Origin of the sequence: Nitrogeniibacter mangrovi, assembly GCF_010983895.1 — a bacterium.
GTDB lineage: Bacteria > Pseudomonadota > Gammaproteobacteria > Burkholderiales > Rhodocyclaceae > Nitrogeniibacter > Nitrogeniibacter mangrovi.
Genome location: NZ_CP048836.1, coordinates 2,970,872 through 2,990,659 on the forward strand (window position 1 = coordinate 2,970,872; position 19,788 = coordinate 2,990,659).

At 66.9% G+C, this 19,788-nt stretch carries 18 protein-coding genes; 8 read left to right on the forward strand and 10 right to left on the reverse strand.

The window, feature by feature from the left end; translation table 11 throughout:
• The first annotated feature begins 22 nt into the window (after window positions 1-22).
• A complete protein-coding gene (locus G3580_RS13795) occupies window positions 23-1,438 on the forward strand; it encodes a TonB-dependent receptor (RefSeq protein ID WP_173766412.1) in 1,416 nt (471 codons plus the stop codon).
• Between the two features lie 68 nt (window positions 1,439-1,506).
• On the opposite strand, the gene G3580_RS13800 is transcribed toward G3580_RS13795, so the two are convergent.
• The gene (locus tag G3580_RS13800; RefSeq protein WP_173766414.1) at window positions 1,507-3,231 is read right to left on the reverse strand and encodes a tetratricopeptide repeat protein; all 1,725 of its coding nucleotides are present in this window, start codon (window positions 3,229-3,231) and stop codon (window positions 1,507-1,509) included.
• A 229-nt stretch (window positions 3,232-3,460) separates the two neighbouring features.
• On the opposite strand from G3580_RS13800, the gene G3580_RS13805 reads away from it, so the two are divergent.
• The 7 genes from G3580_RS13805 (at window position 3,461) to G3580_RS13830 (ending at window position 11,514) form a co-directional block, all read left to right on the forward strand.
• Window positions 3,461-4,816 (forward strand): NAD(P)/FAD-dependent oxidoreductase, encoded by a 1,356-nt coding sequence (locus tag G3580_RS13805; protein ID WP_173766416.1) that lies wholly within the window; start codon window positions 3,461-3,463, stop codon window positions 4,814-4,816.
• A 124-nt stretch (window positions 4,817-4,940) separates the two neighbouring features.
• Window positions 4,941-6,650, forward strand: a complete 1,710-nt coding sequence (locus G3580_RS13810; protein ID WP_173766418.1) for an OPT family oligopeptide transporter — start codon at window positions 4,941-4,943, stop codon at window positions 6,648-6,650.
• A 220-nt stretch (window positions 6,651-6,870) separates the two neighbouring features.
• Window positions 6,871-7,605, forward strand: coding sequence for a DctP family TRAP transporter solute-binding subunit (locus G3580_RS13815; protein WP_323847979.1), 735 nt, complete (start codon window positions 6,871-6,873; stop codon window positions 7,603-7,605).
• Window positions 7,551-7,877: a hypothetical protein gene (locus tag G3580_RS20510; RefSeq protein WP_323847980.1), complete on the forward strand. Its 327-nt coding sequence runs from the start codon at window positions 7,551-7,553 to the stop codon at window positions 7,875-7,877. Before G3580_RS13815 ends, G3580_RS20510 begins: the two co-directional genes overlap by 55 nt.
• Before the next feature lie 123 nt (window positions 7,878-8,000).
• Window positions 8,001-8,681 (forward strand): TRAP transporter small permease, encoded by a 681-nt coding sequence (locus tag G3580_RS13820; RefSeq protein WP_173766420.1) that lies wholly within the window; start codon window positions 8,001-8,003, stop codon window positions 8,679-8,681.
• A 3-nt stretch (window positions 8,682-8,684) separates the two neighbouring features.
• The gene (locus tag G3580_RS13825; RefSeq protein ID WP_173766422.1) at window positions 8,685-10,046 is read left to right on the forward strand and encodes a TRAP transporter large permease; all 1,362 of its coding nucleotides are present in this window, start codon (window positions 8,685-8,687) and stop codon (window positions 10,044-10,046) included.
• A gap of 175 nt (window positions 10,047-10,221) precedes the next feature.
• Window positions 10,222-11,514: a GGDEF domain-containing protein gene (locus G3580_RS13830; protein ID WP_173766424.1), complete on the forward strand. Its 1,293-nt coding sequence runs from the start codon at window positions 10,222-10,224 to the stop codon at window positions 11,512-11,514.
• Between the two features lie 7 nt (window positions 11,515-11,521).
• Here the strand turns inward: G3580_RS13830 and G3580_RS13835 are convergent, their stop codons facing one another.
• From G3580_RS13835 to G3580_RS13875, 9 genes are all read right to left on the reverse strand, one after another.
• A complete protein-coding gene (locus G3580_RS13835) occupies window positions 11,522-12,928 on the reverse strand; it encodes an Lcl C-terminal domain-containing protein (protein ID WP_173766426.1) in 1,407 nt (468 codons plus the stop codon).
• Between the two features lie 6 nt (window positions 12,929-12,934).
• Window positions 12,935-13,753, reverse strand: a complete 819-nt coding sequence (locus G3580_RS13840; protein WP_173766428.1) for a substrate-binding domain-containing protein — start codon at window positions 13,751-13,753, stop codon at window positions 12,935-12,937.
• The gene (locus G3580_RS13845) at window positions 13,735-14,454 is read right to left on the reverse strand and encodes an ABC transporter ATP-binding protein (protein WP_173766430.1); all 720 of its coding nucleotides are present in this window, start codon (window positions 14,452-14,454) and stop codon (window positions 13,735-13,737) included. Before G3580_RS13845 ends, G3580_RS13840 begins: the two co-directional genes overlap by 19 nt.
• Entirely contained in the window at window positions 14,451-15,155 is a 705-nt protein-coding gene (locus tag G3580_RS13850; protein WP_173766432.1) for an ABC transporter permease, read from the reverse strand. The genes G3580_RS13845 and G3580_RS13850 overlap by 4 nt, the downstream gene beginning before the upstream one ends.
• A 5-nt stretch (window positions 15,156-15,160) precedes the next feature.
• Window positions 15,161-15,463: a hypothetical protein gene (locus tag G3580_RS13855; RefSeq protein ID WP_228720672.1), complete on the reverse strand. Its 303-nt coding sequence runs from the start codon at window positions 15,461-15,463 to the stop codon at window positions 15,161-15,163.
• Between the two features lie 2 nt (window positions 15,464-15,465).
• Entirely contained in the window at window positions 15,466-15,717 is a 252-nt protein-coding gene (locus G3580_RS13860; protein WP_173766434.1) for a MoaD/ThiS family protein, read from the reverse strand.
• Complete coding sequence (locus G3580_RS13865) at window positions 15,714-17,066, reverse strand: NAD(P)/FAD-dependent oxidoreductase (RefSeq protein WP_173766436.1); 1,353 nt, start codon at window positions 17,064-17,066, stop codon at window positions 15,714-15,716. Before G3580_RS13865 ends, G3580_RS13860 begins: the two co-directional genes overlap by 4 nt.
• Window positions 17,067-17,180: 114 nt before the next feature.
• Complete coding sequence (locus G3580_RS13870; protein WP_173766438.1) at window positions 17,181-19,028, reverse strand: aldehyde ferredoxin oxidoreductase family protein; 1,848 nt, start codon at window positions 19,026-19,028, stop codon at window positions 17,181-17,183.
• Between the two features lie 13 nt (window positions 19,029-19,041).
• Entirely contained in the window at window positions 19,042-19,512 is a 471-nt protein-coding gene (locus G3580_RS13875) for a 4Fe-4S dicluster domain-containing protein (protein ID WP_173766440.1), read from the reverse strand.
• Window positions 19,513-19,788: the final 276 nt, after the last annotated feature.

Consider the following 19,788-nt stretch of genomic DNA (forward strand, 5'->3'; position numbering starts at 1 on the left):
TCACCCGACCGGGCCTGCCGCCATGCGCAAACGCGACACCACGCTGACCACCGACCAGAAAGCCCTCGCCATCAACCTGGACAAGCTCAAGTACGGCTCGATCGTGGAGATCGGCGCCGGCCAGGAGGTGGCGCGGCGCTTCTTCTCGGTGGGCGCGGCGGCGGGCACGGTCGCCAAGACCATGTCGGCCTACGACATGGCGGTGAGCGACGACATCTACGGCCAGGCCGACCGTTACGTGAGCCGCTCGCGGCTGCTGCAGATGCTCGACAAGGAGTTCTCGCTGGTGGTCAAGCGGCTCACCCATGTGCGCCCCAAGAACACCACCTTCTTCGCCTATGCCGCCACGGTGACGGCGCGCAGCTTCAAGCAGAAGAACGAATGCCACGGCTGGGTGGGCATGCGGGTGCAGCTGCATCCGGGCGCCGAGCCCAGCGACGTGGTCATGCACGTGCGCATGCTCGACAACGACAACGCGCTGCAGTCCGAGGCGCTGGGCATCCTCGGGGTGAACCTCATCCACGGGATGTTCACCTCCTTCCAGAATCCCGAGTGGGTGGTGGAGAGCCTGGCGGACGGGCTGGGTTCCGAGCGCATCGAGGTGGACCTGATCCACTTCTCCGGCCCCTACTTCGAAGAGGTGGAGAACCGCCTCATGAACCTGCACCTGATCCGCAGCTGGCTGACCCGGGCGGTGGTGTTCAACCCGAACGGCGAGGTGGTGGTGCCGGGCGAGCTGCTCTATCGCAAGCCGGTCGTGGTCATGCGCGGCACCTTCAAGCCGGTCACCCTGGTCAACGTGGACATGATGTGCGCGGGGCAGAAGCAGTTCGCCCAGCTCGAGGCGGTGGACGAGAACGAGATCGTCTCGCTCGCCGAGATCACCATGAACTCCCTGGTCACCGGCGACAACGTGGACGGCGCCGACTTCCTCACCCGCATCGACCTGCTCGCCTCGCAGGGCTACACGGTGATGATCTCCGACTACCTGCGCTTCTTCCGCCTGCGCGCCTACCTGCGCCGCTACACCCAGAAACCGATCGGTATCGTGCTGTCGGTGCGCGACTTCACCTACCTGTTCGACGAGAAGTACTACGAAGGCATGGAGGGCGGCATTCTCGAGGCCTTCGGCAAGCTGTTCCCCGACAACACCCATGTGTATGTGTATCCGTCGCGCCCGCGCGGCAGCGAAGCGGCCGAGCTGGTGACCCTGGACAACGTGACCGTGCCGGCCAACCTGCGCCATCTGCTCGCCCACCTCAAGGAAAACCGCAAGCTGCTGGCGGTGCAGCCGCTCGACGACAGCCACCTGCACATCGACGCCGCCGACGTGCTCGCCGGCCTGCGCCGCGGCCATGGCGACTGGGAGCACGACGTGCCCGACACGGTCGCGCAGCGCATCACCACCGAACGCCTGCTGGGCTTCGACACCGAGTAAGGCAGCACCGACGCCAGACAACGAAACGGCGGCCCGAGGGCCGCCGTTTTTCGTCGAAGCGTGGCCTCTCAGCCGGCCAGCAGATCGAACCAGGGCGTGGCGCGATCGTGCGCCGCCATGAGCCTGAGCGTCTGCCCCGGCGTGAGCTCCAGCGGCGTATCGAAGCGGTAGAACATGTGCTGCCAGCCGGACACCGGCAGCGCGTCGCGCGGATGGTTCTCGTAGACGGTGGTGCCGTCCATGTTCAGGCGGATCCACTGGATCACGCCGTAGCAGGTGCCGGCGGCGGTGGCGCTCACCTCGAGCACCTTTTGCTCGGCCGGGTAGGTGTCATCGTTGACGAAGTCGAAGTGGAAGGCTTCCACGTCGTCGCTGAGCAGTTCGGGATGCAGGTCGGCGCGGAACACCGGCAGCTTCTTGGGCGTGATCGCGTTGAAGCGGCGGATGTCGAAGCCGAACGGGTCCTTCACATGGAAGTAGCGCGCGAAGCCCTCGCCCCCCACCAGCGCGATCATGAGGCTGGCGGTGGCCGGCACGATGGCCGCGCCCGGCTTGAGCAGACGCCGCTTGGCATCCTCCATGGCGGGCAGCACGTGCTCTTCGATCAGGCCGCTGGAGAAGATCTCGTGCACCAGCACGTCGGCCAGCTCCGGCAGCTCGCTGCCCAGCTGCACCTCGAAGGACGGCTTGGCCAGCACCGTCACGGTGTCGCCGAAGCCGTTGTCGGCGACGATCTGCTGCGCGGTCCGCGCGATCAGCGGCGCGCCCTCGCAGGTGACCACGTTGCGGGCCCCGAGCCGGGCCGCCATCATCGACAGCAGGCCGGAACCGGCGCCGATCTCGAACACCTGGGTGTCGGGCCGCACGTAGGTCTTCATGCCTTCGAAATAGGCGTTGTTGCGCGCCTGCTCGTTCATCATCGGCACATGCCAGTTGGGCACGATCTTGTCGATCAGCCAGGACTTGCCGAGCTTGGCCGTCAGCGAATCGGGGTTGGCGGCCAGCGCCTGGTCACACAGGGCGATGGCCTCCTCACCGCGCTGCAGCCCGGCCAGACACACCGAGGCGGCCTTGAGGGTCTCGTCGTCGTCGGGTGTGACCGCGAGGATGGCCGTGTAGTCGTCCACCGCCTGCGCGGCACGCCCGAGCTGGGTGAGCACCTTGGCGCGGCCGGCGCGCGCGGCCGTCAGCTGCGGGTCCATCTTCACCGCCTGGTCGAGGCGTTCGAGCGCCTCCGGGTGACGACCGAGCTGGCTCAGGGTGAGACCGATCTTGGCGAAGGCGCCGGCGCTGAGCGCCAGCCCGTTGGCCCGCTCATAGGCCTTGAGCGCCTCGCCATGGCGACCGAGCGCCGCCAGCGCGTCGCCCTTGGTCATCCATGCGGGCGCCGCCTTGGGGTTGTACTGGATGGCGCGCTCGACCGACGTGAGCGCCGCGTTCGCCTCGCCGAGCAGCACCTGGCATTCGGCCAGGTTGAGCCAGCCTTCCCAGGCCTTGGGCAGCCGTTCGGTATAGCGCAGGTAGCAGGTCCGGGCCTCGGCGAAACGGCGCTGCTCGCGCTCGCACACGGCCAGGTTGAACAGGGCGTCCATGTCGTCCGGCGCCTGTTCGAGCACCTCGCGCAGCATGCGCGCCGAGGCGTCGAAGCGACCGGTCATGCCATGCATGGTGGCGCACAGGCGCTTCAGATCGGTGTTGGCGGGCTGCGCCGCGCACAGCTGTTCGCAAGCCTGCAGGGCCTCGGCATGGCGCCCCGCGCGGAACAGCGCCTTGATGTCGTCGATATTGTGCATTGTGTTCGATCTTCCGGGTGCGCCCGGGCGGCGCCCCGCTCCCTCGTGTCCGCCGGGGATGCTAGCCGACCCTCCCGGCAACTGCAACGCAACCGCCGGATGGCCGCCCACGACCTGCCGGCACCGGGCGAAAATTGTGCACTGCACAATAATTCCTACACTTTCTGGCCAATCCCCCGTAGAATCTCCCTCAACCAAGAATTATTCATAGCCTTCAGGGAGTTACAGCATGACTGGAAAATACGGCACAAGCGTGCCCGATGCGCGATGTACGGCCGATCCGACCCTGCACCGGATCGTGATCGTGGGCGGCGGCGCGGGCGGACTGGAGTTGGCGACGCGGCTGGGCGAGACCCTCGGCAAGCGGGGCCGCGCCTCCATCACCCTGGTCGATCGCAACCGCACCCACATCTGGAAACCGCTGCTGCACCAGGTGGCGGCGAGCCGGCTCGACATGGACGACGACGAGCTCGAATACCTCGCCCAGGCGCGCTGGCACCACTTCCGTTTCTTCAACGGCGCCATGGACGGTCTCGACCGCGAGCAGCGACGCATCTTCGTCGCCCCGACGGTGGACGAGGACGGCCAGGAAATCACCCCGCGCCGGGCGGTGCCCTACGACACCCTGGTGATCGCGGTGGGCAGCACCGCCAACGATTTCGGCACCCCGGGGGTGGCGGAGCACGCCATCGCGCTGGATTCGGCCGAGCAGGCGGTGCGCTTCAACCGCAAGCTCATCAACGCCTGCCTGCGCGCCAACAGCCAGCATGAGCCGCTGCGCCCCGGCCAGCTCCATGTGGCCATCATCGGCGCCGGCGCCACCGGCGTGGAGCTGGCCGCGGAGCTGCACAAGACCACCCGCGAGATTGCCGCCTTCGGCCTCGACAGCGTCGACTTCGACCAGACCGCGAAGCTCACCCTCATCGAGGCCGGCCCGCGCATCGTGCCGCAACTGCCCGAACCGCTCTCGGAGGGCGTGGCCGACCTGCTCAAGGGCCTGGGGGTGGACGTGCTCACCGGTCGCAAGGTGACCACCATCACCCCCGAGGGCGTGGCGCTGGAGGACGGCACCTTCATCGCCAGCGAGCTGAAGGTGTGGGCCGCCGGCGTGAAGGCCCCGGCCTTCCTGGCCGAGCTGGGGCTGGAGACCAACCGCATCAACCAGATCCTGGTGCGCGACACCCTGCAGAGCACGGTGGACGACAACATCTTCGCCTTCGGCGACTGCGCCGCCTGCGCCCTGCCCAACGGCAGCTTCGTGCCCCCGCGCGCGCAGGCCGCGCACCAGCAGGCCTCGCTGTTGCTCAAGGCGATGAAGGCGCGCCTGAAGGGCGAGGCGCTGCCGCGCTTCCATTACAAGGACTTCGGTTCCCTGGTGTCGCTGGGCAAGTACAGCGCGGTGGGCAGCCTGATGGGCGGACTGATCGGCGGCAACGTGAAGATCCAGGGCCTGTTCGCCAAGGTGATGTACAAGTCGCTCTACAAGATGCACCTGATCGCCCTGCACGGCTGGTTCAAGATGCTGCTCGACACCGTCGGCCGCGCGGTGCTGCGCCGTACCGAGCCACATGTGAAGCTGCACTGAGGCATGCCGCTTCCCCACGATGGCGACCTGCGGGTCGCCATTTTTGCGCCCGGCCGCCCCGCGCGGGCTTGATCGTCCGGCCCAAGCCGGTATGGTGGACCAAGTCTTCCGTTGCGGCCCGTGCATGCCCCAAGAACGCGAACTGACCCCGCGCGCCGTGCTCACCGGCCTGATCCTCGGCGCCGTGCTCACCCCGTGCAACGTCTATGCCGGTCTCAAGATCGGCTGGTCGTTCAACATGTCCATCATCGCGCTGCTGTTCGGCGTGGCCTTCTGGCGCCCCCTGGCCGCGCGCGGGCATGTGCCGGGATGGACGCCGAAGGAAAGCAACATCAGCCAGACCACGGCCTCGTCGGCCGCGTCGATCATCTCCGGCGGCCTGGTGGCGCCGATCCCCGCCTATCTGCTCATCACCGGCCGGCCGCTGGCCATGGGGCCGATGATGGCCTGGGTGTTTGCGGTGAGCTTTCTCGGCGTCTGGGTGGCCTGGTATCTGCGCCCGCTGCTGATCGAGCGCGGCCAGCTGCGCTTTCCCGCCGGCGTCGCCACCCTGGAGACCCTCACCGACATCTTCGCCCACGGCCGCGAGGCCCTGCGCCGCATCGCGGTGCTCGCCGGTGCGGCGCTGATCTCCGCCATCACCAAGGCGGTGGACGCCTTCGTGATGACGCTGCCAAAATGGGCGCCGGGCGCCTGGTTCGGCCACTACACCCTGGCCCTGGAACCGTCCCTGCTGCTGCTCGGTTTCGGCGGCATCATCGGCCTGCGCGTGGGCCTGTCGCTGCTCGCCGGCGCGGTGCTCGCCTGGGGCCTGCTCGGCCCGGCGCTGGTGGCCCGCGGCCTGGTGACGGTACCGCCCGACCCGGCCGCCAGCCTGTTCGGCCCGCTGGTCGAGTGGCTGCTGTGGCCGGGCGTCAGTCTCATGGTGGCGGCCAGCCTCACGAGTTTCCTGTGGCAGATCGTCAGCGCCCTGCGCACCCGGGGCGACGGCAGCCGGCCAAGGATGCGACCCGCCCTCGCCCGCCCGCTGGCGGGCCCGCTGCTCGGCCTGCTCGCGGCGAGCGCGATGACGGTGGCGCTGCAGATGGCCCTGTTCGACATCTCGCTGCCCATGGCGCTGGTGGCGATTCCGTTCGCGGTGCTGCTGGCCACGGTCGCCGCCCGCGTCGTGGGCGATACCGGCATTCCGCCCATCGGCGCCATCGGCAAGGTCTCGCAGCTGGGCTTCGGCGTGATGGCGCCGGGGCAGGCGGTGACCAACCTGATGACTGCCAACGTGGCCGGCGGCGCCGCCGGCCAGTGCGCCGACCTGCTCAACGACCTGCGTACCGGCCACGGCCTGGGCGCCAGCCCGACCCGGCAGGTGCTCGCCCAGTGCGTGGGGGTGCTCACCGGCAGCGTGGTCGGCGTGGTGGTCTATCTGGCCCTGATTCCGGATCCGGCGATGCTGCTCACCGAGCAGTGGCCCGCGCCGGCGGTGGCCACCTGGAAGGCGGTGGCCGAGGCGCTGTCGGCGGGGCTCGGCGCGGTGCCGGTCGAGGCGCGCGCGGCCATGGCACTGGGCGCGCTCGCGGGTCTGGCCATCGGCCTCGCCGAACATCTCCTGCCGCCGCAGCAGCGCCGCTGGCTGCCCAGCCCGGTGGCGCTCGGGCTGGCCTTCGTGATCCCCGGTTCGGTGTCGATCATGATGTGCCTGGGCGCGGTGCTGGTCGCGATCGTCACGCGCCTGCGCCCCACGCTCGCCGAGCGCTTCGCCGTCGCCGCATCGGCCGGCCTCATCGCCGGCGAATCGCTCATGGGCGTCGCCGCCGCCGTGGTGTCGATGGCGCGCTGAGCCCCGGTGCCCCGCGGAAAACCCGGACAGCAAAGGCCGCGGCGGTCCTCTATATCAGATAAGTGACATTACGTATTCCCGCGCATCGTCAATTGGAAGACCATGCGCTGGCCCGATGGACGAGACCATCCGGGCTCCCGCAGAAAAACGAATGCGGGCGTGGCACCTGTACCCCCGGGATACAGCCGTGCCGATTCGAACACACGAGGAGGAGTAACCCATGCGCAAGCACATGTTCGCCATCGCAGCAGCCGCAGTCCTGGCCGGCACCGCCGGTTTCGCCCAGGCCGAGGACGCCTGCGATCCGGGCGAGGTGGTCATCAAGTTCAGTCATGTGACGAACACCGACAAGCACCCGAAAGGCATCGCCGCCACCCTGCTCGCCAAGCGCGTGAACGAGGAGATGAACGGCAAGGCCTGCATGCAGGTGTATCCGAACTCGAGCCTGTACAACGACGACAAGGTGCTCGAGGCCATGCTCAACGGCGACGTGCAGCTGGCCGCGCCGTCCCTGTCCAAGTTCGAGAAATTCACCAAGAAGTTCCGCCTCTTCGACCTGCCCTTCCTGTTCAATGACATCAACGCGGTCGACCGCTTCCAGAATTCCGACGATGGCCAGAAGCTGCTCGGGTCCATGAAGCGCCGCGGCCTGCAGGGCCTTGCCTTCTGGCACAACGGCATGAAGGAGCTGTCCGCCAACAAGCCGCTGATCAAGCCGGAAGACGCCAAGGGCCTGAAGTTCCGCGTGCAGGCCTCCGATGTGCTGGTCGCCCAGTTCGAACAGCTCGGCGCAAACCCGCAGAAGATGGCCTTCAGCGAGGTCTATGGCGCGCTGCAGACCAAGACCATCGACGGCAGCGAAAACCCCTGGTGCAACATCTGGGGCAGAAGTTCTTCGAAGTGCAGGACGGCATCACCGAGACCGACCACGGCGTGCTCGACTACCTGGTGGTGACCTCCACCAAGTGGCTCGACAGCCTCAAGCCGGACGTGCGTGACCAGTTCCTGAAGATCCTCAAGGAAGTGACTGCCGAGCGCAATGCCGCGGTGCAGAAGGTGTCCCTGGAATGCCGCCAGAAAGTGGCCGACACCGGCACCGTGATCCGCACCCTGACGCCGGAACAGCGTCAGGCCTGGGTGGACGCCATGAAGCCGGTGTGGAAGAAGTTCGAGGGCGACATCGGCTCCGACCTGATGGACGCCGCGCTCAAGGCCAACAACAGCTGATGAACGCCGCCACGGGGGGCCGAGCGCCCCCGGCGGCGCAACGACAGGCATGCGCGGCGGGCCACAAGCCTCCGCGCATCTTTTTGACCCGAGACACCAAAACACAATATCCGGAGAGGGGAAATGACAGGAGAACGCAGTCGCTTTTCCCGCGCGGTCGAGAGCTTTGAAGAGACCTTCATCGCCGTCGCCCTGGGTCTGATGACCCTCATTACGTTCGCCAACGTGGTGGCGCGCTACGTATTCAACGACAACATCCTGTGGGCACTCGAGGTGACCGTGGTGCTGTTCGCCTGGCTGGTGCTCGTGGGCGCCTCCTACGGCGTGAAGAAGACCTTCCACATCGGCGTGGACGTGGTCATCAACATCCTGCCGCCACCGCTGAAGAAGCTGGCCGCGCTGCTCACCGTGATCGCCTGCCTCGCGTTCTCGATCCTGTTGCTCAAGGGCGCCTGGGACTACTGGTATCCGTTCGCCACCGACCGGGTGTGGATGGAGACCAACGACATTCCCATGCCGGACTTCCTGCGCTTCATCGAGCCGCTGCTCAACGAGGGCGAAGCCTACGAGAAACTGCCGCGCTTCATCCCCTACTTCGCCCTGCCGTTGGGCATGGCGCTGCTGGTGTTCCGCTTCATCCAGGCGGGTTTCCAGGTGCTGATGGGCACGCGCGACTCGCTGATCGCCTCCCATGAGGTCGAGGAAATGCTCGAAGAGGCGGTGGACGCCCATGCCGACGGCCATCACCACAACGCCGATCGCGCACTCAAGCAGATGCAAGACAAACAGAACAAGGGCGCCTGATCCATGGATATCCTGATTCTCTTCGGCATGGTGATCGGCTTCATGCTGATCGGCGTGCCCATCGCCATCTCGCTGGGTCTGTCCAGCGTGCTGTTCCTGATGATGCACTCCGAGACCTCGCTCTCGGCCATCGCCCAGACCCTGTTCTCGGCCTTCGACAGCCACTACACCCTGCTGGCCATCCCGTTCTTCATCCTCGCCTCCAGCTTCATGTCCACCGGGGGCGTGGCCAACCGCATCATCCGCTTCGCGATCTCCCTGGTCGGCTCCATCCGTGGCGGCCTGGGCATCGCCTCGGTGGTGGCCTGCATGATGTTCGCCGCGCTGTCGGGCTCCTCGCCCGCCACCGTGGTGGCCATCGGCTCCATCGTCATCGCCGGCATGGTGCAGGCGGGTTACAAGAAAGAGTTCGCCGCCGGCCTGATCTGCAACGCCGGCACCCTGGGCATCCTGATTCCGCCGTCCATCGTGATGGTGGTCTATTCGGCCGCCACCGACGTGTCGGTGGGGCGCATGTTCCTCGGCGGGGTGATTCCGGGCCTGCTGGCCGGCGCCATGCTCATGACCGCGATCTACGTGACCGCACGCGTCAAGAACCTGCCCGCCCAGCCCTTCCCCGGCTGGGGCGAGGTATTCGGTGCCGCCAAGGACGCGGCCTGGGGCCTGTTTCTCATCATCATCATCCTGGGCGGCATCTACGGCGGCATCTTCACGCCGACCGAAGCGGCCGCGGTGGCGGCGGTGTACGCCTTCCTGATCGCCAACTACGTGTATCGCGACATGGGGCCGTTCGCCGATCCGGAGAACCGGCGCCCGGTGGTGGTGAAGATCGTCGAGGTGTTCTGGCACGCGGATACCAAGCGCACCCTGTTCGAGGCCGGCAAGCTCACGATCATGCTCATGTTCGTGATCGCCAACGCCATCATCCTCAAGCATGTGCTCACCGAGGAGCGCGTCCCCCAGGCCATCACCGAAGCCATGCTCTCGGCCGGTCTCGGCCCCATCGCCTTCCTCATCGTGGTCAACGTGCTGCTGCTCATCGGCGGCCAGTTCATGGAACCGTCGGGCCTGCTCATCATCGTCGCGCCGCTGGTGTTCCCGATCGCCATCCAGCTGGGCATCGACCCGATCCACCTGGGCATCATCATGGTGGTGAACATGGAGATCGGCATGATCACCCCGCCGGTGGGGCTGAACCTGTTCGTGACCGCGGGGGTGGCCCAGATGTCGGTGATGAACGTGGTCAAGGCGGCCATGCCGTGGGTGGCGATCATGTTCGTGTTCCTGCTCATCATCACCTACATCCCCTGGGTGTCCACCTGGCTGCCCACGCTCATGATGGGGCCGGAGATCGTCACCAACTGAGCCGACCACAACCGGACGCGTACCTCACTTCACCCCCGCCCTGCGGGGGTGTTTTTTTGTCCACGCCCCGGGGCCGGCGAACCTGCGGCGTTCGCCCGGCCGGGCACACCGGCGACGAATCGACATCGATGTCGGCGTATAGTCACGGCTGGACCCGCCTTCAGGCCGTCGTCGCATGCTCACGCTTCAGAAGAAACTGACCGCCGCGCTGCTGTTCACCGGCCTCGCCTCCACCCTCGTGCTCGGCGCCATCGCCCACTGGATGCTGATGCGCGACTTCCGCGAGACGCTCATGGACGAGGCCTTCGACAACTTCCGGGCCGACATGGTCGCCTACGTCGAGAGCCATCCGCAGTGGACCGAGTCCGATCTGGGACGCGATTTCTCCGACTTCGTCCGCCATCGGCGACGTCCCATGGGCGGCCCGGGCGGCTTCCGACGCCCGCCGCCGGACGTGAGCTTCAAGCGCGCCGGCACCCCGCCGTTCCGTTTCATCGTGATGGATCCGGACGGCCGCATCGTCAAGGGCAGCGAGGCACTGCCGGTGGGCGCCCAGGCGCCCGCCGACACCCGCGCCTCGGCGCGCCCGATCGAGGTCGACGGCCGTCTGGTGTTGCTGGCCTCGCCCGATGGCGAACCGGTGCTCACGCGTCGCGACCAGGACTACCTGGACGCCATGCGCAAGGCGCTGTTCACCGGCATGGGCGTCGCGGTGGGGCTGTCGCTCCTGTTCGGGCTGATGATGGGGCGGCGCATGAGCCGCAGCCTGCAGACCCTGACCCGGGCGATCCGCGACATGCAGACCAACCGCGAGCTGCCCCGTCACGTGCCGGTACGCTCCGGCGACGAGATCGGGGAGCTGGCGCGCGCCTTCAACGACATGAACGCCGAACTGACCCAGGCCCATCGCGAACTGCGCGAGTACGCCGAACTGGCGGCGCGCCAGTCCGAACGGCTCAAGGAGCTGAGCATCCGCGATGCGCTCACCGGCCTGTACAACCGGCGCCATTTCGACGAGCACGCGGGCAACCTGTACCAGCAGGCGCTGCGCTACGGCCAGCCGCTGGCGGTGATGATCGGCGATCTCGACTGCTTCAAGCAGATCAACGACGTGTTCTCCCACGCCATCGGCGACGAGGTGCTGCGCCGGATCGCGGCGCTGCTGCGCGAAGGCACGCGCAAGGCGGATCTGGTCTCACGCTACGGGGGCGAGGAATTCGTGATCCTGTTCCCCTCCTCCACCCTCGAACAGGCGGCGCAGTGCTGCGAGAAGCTGCGCCAGGCCATCGAGGCGGCACCCTGGCACGAGATCCATCCCGACTTGCAGGTCACCATGAGCATGGGCCTGAGCGCCCGCCTCGAATCGGGCAGCGTGGACGGGATGATCGCCGACGCCGACGAGCAGCTCTACCGCGCCAAGCACGGCGGCCGCAACCGCGTGCTGCCACCCCCGGCGCAGGCCGCCTGAGACCGATTCACGGCCCGTCGACAGAGCGCACGCAGCGCACGTCGTTGCGGATCCGCACCGCGTCGTGCTGGCCACCGCGCCCGGCCCGGTAGCGCGCCGGATCACCCGATTTCGGATCGCTGCGCTGGGCGCCGGCGCCATGCACGTCCACGCCCTCGACGCTGGTGCACTTGCCGAAACACACATACACCGCCTCGCTCGGCTGCTCGCCGTGGGTGGTCGAGCTCCAGAACCAGCCGCGCGGATCGGCAATGCGGAACACCGAGGTATCGATGGCCGGCTGCGGGCGACGATAGTCCACGATGCTCTGAAGCGCCTTCGCGTTGGGCAGGCGCCAGTCGTCGTGGCCGCCCAGGGTGAGCGCCTCGCAATAGGCCAGCGCCTCGCCCCAGGTGCGCGCCCGGCCGTCATCGGCCTGCTGCCACATGAGCCCGAACGCGCGGTCGGTGACGGTACCGTCGCCATTGGCGACCAGATCGTTCGCCCCCCACGCCGGCCCGCGCACACAGCGGTAGAACAGCCCCGGGCCGTCGCCGTCGATGGGCGCCTGCTTGATGCGCCCGTCGAGGAAATTGAAGAAGAACGCGGCCTGCACCCCGGGCCGATCCCAGTGCTGCCCCCGATACCGGGTGGCGGACCAGGTCTGCCCCATCATCTCGGGGCGATGGGTGGCCGCGAAACGGTCGCCGTGCAACTGGTCGCTGTCCGGCGGATGAATCTCGAACACCGGGTCGATGAAGGCCCGCTGCCCGGTCACGCCGGCGAAGTCGGCCAGGGAGTAGAGCTCGCGGATCGAGGGCAGGCGCCAGTCGTCGTGGCCGCCGAGGCGCAGCCGTCGGCAGGCGGCCTCCGCCGCCCGGTAGCCGAGCCGCCGCGGGTTGTGCGCCTGCTGCCAGGTCAGACCGGTGACGCGGTCGGTGACCGTGCCATCGCCATTGACGCGATAGTCGCGCGGCGCCCCCAGATAGTGGGCATCCTGCCCGTAGAAGGGCTCGCCGGGCGCCGGGCAGCGGATCGCCCGGTGATCGTCGAAACAGCTGCCCTGGCCCGTATCGGGCAGGCGGCTGGCGACGCGCACGGCGCCGGCATAGCGGCTCGCGATGGGCGTCTGCGGCCCGCGCGGAGGGCGCATCGCCGCGCCTTGCGGCGACCGCGCCGCGGGCGCACCGGCCAGTGGATCTGGACCGGGCGGCCCCCCGGCCGGCACGCACACCGGCGTGGGCTCACGCATCCGCCGGCAGGTGCCTCGCACCGTGCCGTGCGGGGCCTCGAAGGCACAGGTCGTGCCCTCGCGCAGCCCCTGGCAGGCGCTGAACGCCTCCGGCGGCGGACCCACCGGCGGCGACTGGGCCCACCCCGTCGCCACCCAGCCTGCCAGCAGCCCGGCCGCCGGCAGGACCCGTCGCCACCGCATGCCGGCTTACTCGGCCTTGAGCGGGAAGAACAGCTGCTCGCCGTGCAGCTTGTAGGACGAGATGACCTTGTGGCCGGCGTCGGAAGTGATCCAGTGGATGAACTTCTCGCCCGCCTCGACCTTCACATGCGGATGCTTCTTCGGATTGACCAGGATGACCCCGTACGGGTTGTACAGTTTCGGGTCGCCCTCGACCAGGATCTCCAGGTTCTGGCGGTTCTTGAAGTTGGCCCAGGAACCCCGATCGGTGAGGGTGTAGGCGTCCATGCCGGCGGCGGTGTTGAGCGTCGCCCCCATGCCGGAGCCGGTTTCCTTGTACCAGTCCTTGCCCTCGGGTACGCCCTTGCCGGTGGCCACCCAGAAGCGCTTCTCGGCCGCGTTGGTGCCGCTCTTGTCGGCGCGGGAAGCGAACGGGCTGCCGCTGTCGGCGATCTTGGTGAAGGCGTCGGTGGCGGATTTGTCGCCCTTGATGCCGGCCGGATCGCTCTTGGGTCCGACGATGACGAAGTCGTTGTACATCACGTTCTTGCGATAGGCGCCGTAGCCCTCTTCGACGAACTTGTCTTCCTTGACCCGGTCGTGCACCAGCAGCACATCGGCATCGCCGCGGCGGCCGGTGTCGAGCGCCTTGCCGGTACCCTGGGCGATGACCTTGACGCCGATACCGGTCTCTTTCTCGAAGATCGGCAGGATGTAGTCGAACAGGCCGGAGTTCTGCGTCGAGGTGGTCGACGCGACGATGATGCTCTCGCCCGCCTGCGCGCCGATGGCGGCGGCGCCGATCAGCAAGGCGGCGGTGAGACGACTCAGAAAGCGACGTGCCATGGGAGTTCTCCTTCGATGAAGCGTTTGGCCTCTTCCGAAGCCGGTTGGGTGAAAAAGCCGCGGACGGAGGCGTGTTCCCGCACCTTGCCCTCGGCCAGAAAGACGATGTCGTCGGCCAGGCGGGTGGCCTGGCCGAGGTTGTGGGTGGTCATGACGATCTTGGCGCCGTCGGTGCGGATCTCGCGCACGATGGTCTCGACGGCCTCCACCGCGGACGGATCGAGACTGGCGGTGGGCTCGTCGAGCAGCAGCAGCTGCGGGCGCGTGAGCCACACCCGGCCCAGGGCCAGGCGCTGCTGCTCGCCGCCGGACAGGCGCCGGGCGTTGTCGCGGGCGCGGTCGGCCAGGCCGATGCGTTCGAGCATGGCCAGGCCGCAGGCCTCGCGCTCGCGCCGCCCGACGCCGCGCGGGCGCAGGCCCAGGGTGACGTTCTCGAGCACCGAGGAGCGCAGCATCATGGGGTGCTGGAAGACCATGCCGATCCGGGCACCATCGAAGGGCTGGCCGCCGTAGTCGAGGACACCACTCGAGGGCGGGATGAGCCCGCACAGGGTACGCAGCAGCACGCTCTTGCCCGCGCCGTTCGGGCCGAGCACGATGGTGATGCCGTCGCCGGTGAGGGTCAGGTCCACGCCGTCGAGCACGTGGCGGCCGTTGGGCGAGAAGTGCACCTGTTGCAGGCGGAGGGGAAACAGGCTCATCCGAAGCGCCTCATGACCCAGGTGCGCATCAGGAAGGCGGTACCGTTGAGGCCGAGGATCACCGCCATCAGGACGATGCCGAGCGCGATGGACAGGGGCAGGTCGCCCTTGCTGGTCTCCAGCGCGATGGTGGTGGTCATGACCCGGGTAAAGCGGTCGATGTTGCCGCCGACGATCATCACCGCACCGACTTCGGACATGGCGCGCCCGAGTCCGGCCAGCACCGCCACCATCAGCGAGAAGCGGCAGTCGTGCAGCAGCGCCCGCACGGTGTCCCACCAGCTGAAGCGCAAGGCGGCCAGTTCTTCCTCGTACTGGCGCCAGGCGTCCTCGACCACCTGGCGGGAGATGGCGGCCATGAGCGGCACCACCAGCACCACCTGGGCGATGACCATGGCCTGTGGCGTATACAGCAGGCCGAATTCCCCGAACGGGCCGGAGCGGGAGAGCGCAAGATAGACCACCACGCCCACCACCACCGGTGGCAGGCCCATGAGGCCGTTGATGAGGACACCCGCTATCTCTTTGCCGAGATAACGCCCAACGGCGAGGCAGGCTCCCAGTGGCAAACCGATCAGTGTGCCGATCAACACCGCCGAACCGCTGACCTCGAGGGACAGCAGGACGATTCGGGCAACACGGTGATCAAAACTGCCTAACAGGGCAAACGCATCGACAAATGCCTGCGTCAATCCGTTCAATCGGGCTAGCCCCCTCCTCTTTGCATGGCCCGGTCCAGTCGGCCAAGCAACGCCAGTCTCTCAGCGTCGTCGCCGCCGGAAAATCGATAGGTCACCTTCAACACCGGAATCTCGAACAGCCCGATCCGGCGCGGCGGATGCGGCTGCGCCGTCATCCTGAGCTCGACATTACCGCACTGGAGAAAAAAAAGGCCAGCCCCGAGCAATGAAACCGCGCCCGGGGCGGCCTTTTGGAGACCCCGTTCGAACTCGGCGAGCGTGGCGCCGAGCTCTCGTTCGAAGCACTCAAGGGAATGCGGGGTGAACACGGTCAGCCACCGGCCACGGGTGGCCAGACCGCCAGTTCGTCATTGTCCTTGAGGGCGTGCGCCCGCCGCTGCTGCGGCGGGATGAACACGCCGTTGACGAGGACCAGGTGCGCCAGCTTTTCCGGAACCTGATAACGATCGATCAGATCCTGCACCCGGGTGCCCTCGTCCACGTCCAGCGTAACCACGTTGCCCTTGCGATCCGGCGGCAGGTAGTCCGTCAGGGTCGCAAACAACTTGAATGCCACTTTCATGCAGCGTTCCGCGCCAGCGAGGTGGGTTGGGTCACCGCCACATAGGCCTCGAAGAAGGCCGCCGGATTCTCCAGCAGGCGATCCTTCCACTCGCCCAGGTTCTGACGCCCCTGGATGAGGCCGCGCAAGGCACCCACGTGGTCGGTTCGGCCGATCGAAGTGGCGCCGATGAGCACGTCGTCCTTGAATTGCAGACTGATGTAGCGGTACTTGGATTCCTCCACCAGCTCCACGCCCTGCCCGTTTTCGTCGCCCCACCATTGCCCGAAGGAGGTGGAGATGAGGCCGAGGGTATCGAGCACGTTGATCGCCAGCACGCCGGGCAGTTCGGTTTCACCCCCGGTCATATTGATGGCAGCGACACGGGCCTGGTCGGCAGCGTTGGGCTGGATGGCGGAGACCATCGGCTCACCGGTGAAGAAATCCAGCCCGGCCGCCACGTCACCGGCGGCGTAGATGTCCGGCACGTTGGTACGCATGCCGGCATCGACGATCACGCCGGCCTCGACCTTCACTCCGGTCCCCTCGAGGAAATCGATGTTCGGCTTGACGCCGGCGGCGACGATGACCACGTCAGCTTCCATGACTTCACCAGTGGACAGGGTCACCGACACCGGCCCCTCATGCGCCGATGCGGGCTGCTCGGCATCGCCACCGGTCAGCGCATTCACCAGCCGGGTGAACATGCCGCCGCTGTCCTTCTTCTGGCCGCCCACCGGCTCGATCTTCTCGACCCGGGCTTCGGTGCGCACGCGGATGCCCTTCTCTTCCACCCACTGCTTGATCATGCCGCCGGCCTTGGGCGTCATCATGCGCGGCACCATCCGGTCGCCCATCTCGACGACGGTCAGCTCCACGCCCCGCTTGGCGAGTGCCTCCATGATGATGCAGCCGATGAAACCGGCACCGAGCTGGATCACGCGGCTGCCGGGCTTGGTCAGCCGGGCAATGGCACGGGCGTCTTCCAGCGTCCAGCAGTTCTGTACCTGGGGCAGGTCCAGTCCCGGAATCGGCGGACGCACCGGGTGCGACCCGGTGGCGATCAGCAGCCGATCGTAGGATTCGACGCTGTTGTCGACGAAATGCACCATCTTGCGGTTCACATCGACGGCGGCCGCCCGCGCATTCTTCTGGTCGATGCGCAGCTGCTCGAAATGCCCCTGCTTCTTGCGCAGATACGTCCCCGGCTCCTCGATGTTCTCCTCGAGCAGGTAGGGAATCGCCATGCGCGAATACGGCGGCAGGTTTTCGCAGCCGACCAGGAGGATCTCTCCGTCCTTGTCCTGCGCACGCAGGGTCTCGGCGGCGACGACGCCGGCCGGGCCGTTACCCAAAATCACGTATTTCATGGGTGTAGTCCTCATTGACTCCGTGGCTCGGGCCGCACGTTCGGCAGCCCGCGACGAGACGCCCCCGACGGCGACACAGCGCCGCGGCCGGGGGCAGGTCATGCCTCGAAGCGATTACAGGCCCAGGCGTTCCAGGGTCTCTTTGGTCGGCACGCCGTCTTGCGTCCAGCCGCGGATCTGGTAGTACTCGGGCAGCATCTTGTCGAGCCCGTTCACCAGCCCCTTGGCCGGACCGACCTTGGCCGGCTCGGTGGTCAGGCGCGGCGGCAGGTTGTCATCCTTGGCGGTAAAACCGGCCGCGTTGTTGTACTGGCGCTCCATGTTCCAGATGCGCTCGCCGACCTCGTTGAGCTTCTCCATCGACCAGTCGCCTTCACAGGCGGCCTGCAGCTGGGGCTGCACGTCGGCCAGCGTCCAGGCGAAGGAGGTGAACACGCAGATACCGGCGGCATCGAACACCGCGGTCGCGTCCTGGAAGGCCTTGACCAGTTCGGGCTTGCCCTCGGTGGTCAGCGGATCGGTCTTGACCGGAATGCCGAGCACTTCGGAGGCCACGGTGTAGCTGCGCAGGTGGCAGGCACCGCGGTTGGAGGTGGCGTAGGTCAGGCCCATGCCCTGGATGCCGCGCGAGTCGTAGGCCGGGAACTCCTGGCCCTTGACGCTCATGGACAACTCGGGATGGCCGTACTTCTTGGTCAGGCGCGCGGAGCCCTGGCCGATCTCCTTGCCGAAACCCTCGCCCGTCGCCGTCATCTCGGCCATCTTGGCCAGGGCTTCGGCGGAGCCGAAGGGCGCCTCGATGCCGATCTGCTCCTTGGTGAGCACGCCCATCTCGTACAGCTCCATCACCGCACCGATGGTGGCGCCGAAGGAGATCGGGTCCATGCCGTCCTCGTTGCACAGCATGTTGGCGTACTGGAGCGCTTCCAGATCGCCCACGCCGTTGGCGGCGCCCAGCGCCCAGGCCGCTTCGTACTCCAGCCCGCCGGAAGCGTCCCAGTACTTCGGGCTGTTCTTGACGGTGAAGTGATCCTTGTCCATCTGCGAGATACGACCGCAGGCAATGGTGCAGCCAAAGCAGGCGGCATTGGTGATCAGCTGCGTCTTGCCGTCGCTCTCGCGTTTCTCGTGCATGGCTTCGGCCGAGATCTTGGAGGCGTCCTCGAACTGCACGTCCCTGTGGTTGCGGGTCGGCAGCGCGCCGATCTCGTTGATCACGTTCATGAGCACCTGGGTGCCGTAGGTCGGCAGGCCCTGGCCGGTCACCGCGTTCTCGGCGAGCACCTTCTTGGCGTCCTGGGTCGCCTGCAGGAAGGCCGGGAAGTCCTTGATGCCACCCACGCCCTTGGTGCCACGCAGCGCCACGGCCTTGAGGTTCTTGGAGCCCATCACCGCGCCGACACCGGAACGGCCGGCCGCCCGGTGCAGGTCGTTGACCACGCAGGCGAACAGCACTTCGTTCTCACCGGCACGGCCGATGGAGGACACACGCACCAGCGGATCCTGCAGACGCTCCTTGATGGTCTCCTCGGTTTCCCAGCAGGTCTTGCCCCACAGGTCGGAGGCGTCGCGCAATTCGGCCTTCTCGTTTTCCACGTACAGGTAGACGGGCTTGGGCGACTTGCCTTCGAAGATGATCATGTCCCAGCCGGCGAACTTCATTTCGGCGCCGAAGAAGCCACCCGAGTTCGAACAGGCGATCGCGCCGGTCAGCGGGCCCTTGGTCACGATGGTGTAGCGTCCGCCCGTCGATGCCATGGTGCCGGTCAGCGGACCGGTGGACATGATCATCTTGTTCTCGGGAGACAGCGGGTCGACCTTCGGATCGGTCTCTTCGACCAGATACTTGGTCGCCAGACCCCGGGAGCCGAGGTACTGGTCCGCCCATTCCATGTTGAGCGGTTCGGAGGTGCACGTGCCTGCGGTCAGGTTCACGCGCAGGACTTGACGGTTCCATGCCATGACGGGTTCCTCCTCAGGCGTTCGCGGACGTGGATTTGGACGCCCACTGGCGCATCTTGTCCAGGCCGGTCCAGCTCGAATCGATATAGGTGATCGCACCGGTCGGACAGGCCTTGGCACAGGCGGGATTGTCGTCGCACAGATCGCACTTCTGGACCTTGCCGGCATCGGCCATGTAGTTCACGGTGCCGAACGGACAGGCGATGGTGCACACCTTGCAGCCGACACACACGTCTTCATGGACGATCTTGGCGCCCGTCGAGGCGTCGAGCGTGATCGCGTCCACCGGACAGGAGGTCATGCACCAGGCCTCGGAGCACTGGGTACAGGTGTACGGCACCTTGCGGCCCTCGGCTTCGAAGTTGAAGACCTTGATGCGGGACTTCGACGGATTGAAGACCCCGTGGTGCTCATACGAGCATGCCATTTCGCACTGCAGGCAGCCGGTGCACTTGGCGGGATCAATATGAAGTGATTTCTGCATTGACCGATTCCTCTAGGATGTCCATTTTTTTCTCGGCATGGGTTTCTCAGAACCGTTATCTCCTCCGATGAATAGCGCATGGCAAAAAAATCGGAGGGCGCCTTTTCTCCCTCACGCGGTCATTGGTTGCAGTACCGCGAACGTAGTGTCAGCATAACGCGAACAAAATGATTGTCAACGGCGCAAACCCAGCAACGACGGCACATACGGCGCTTCGAGCAACGCAGCGCAGCATGCCGGCACGACGCCCGGCTCCGCCCATGAGCATGGAATCCA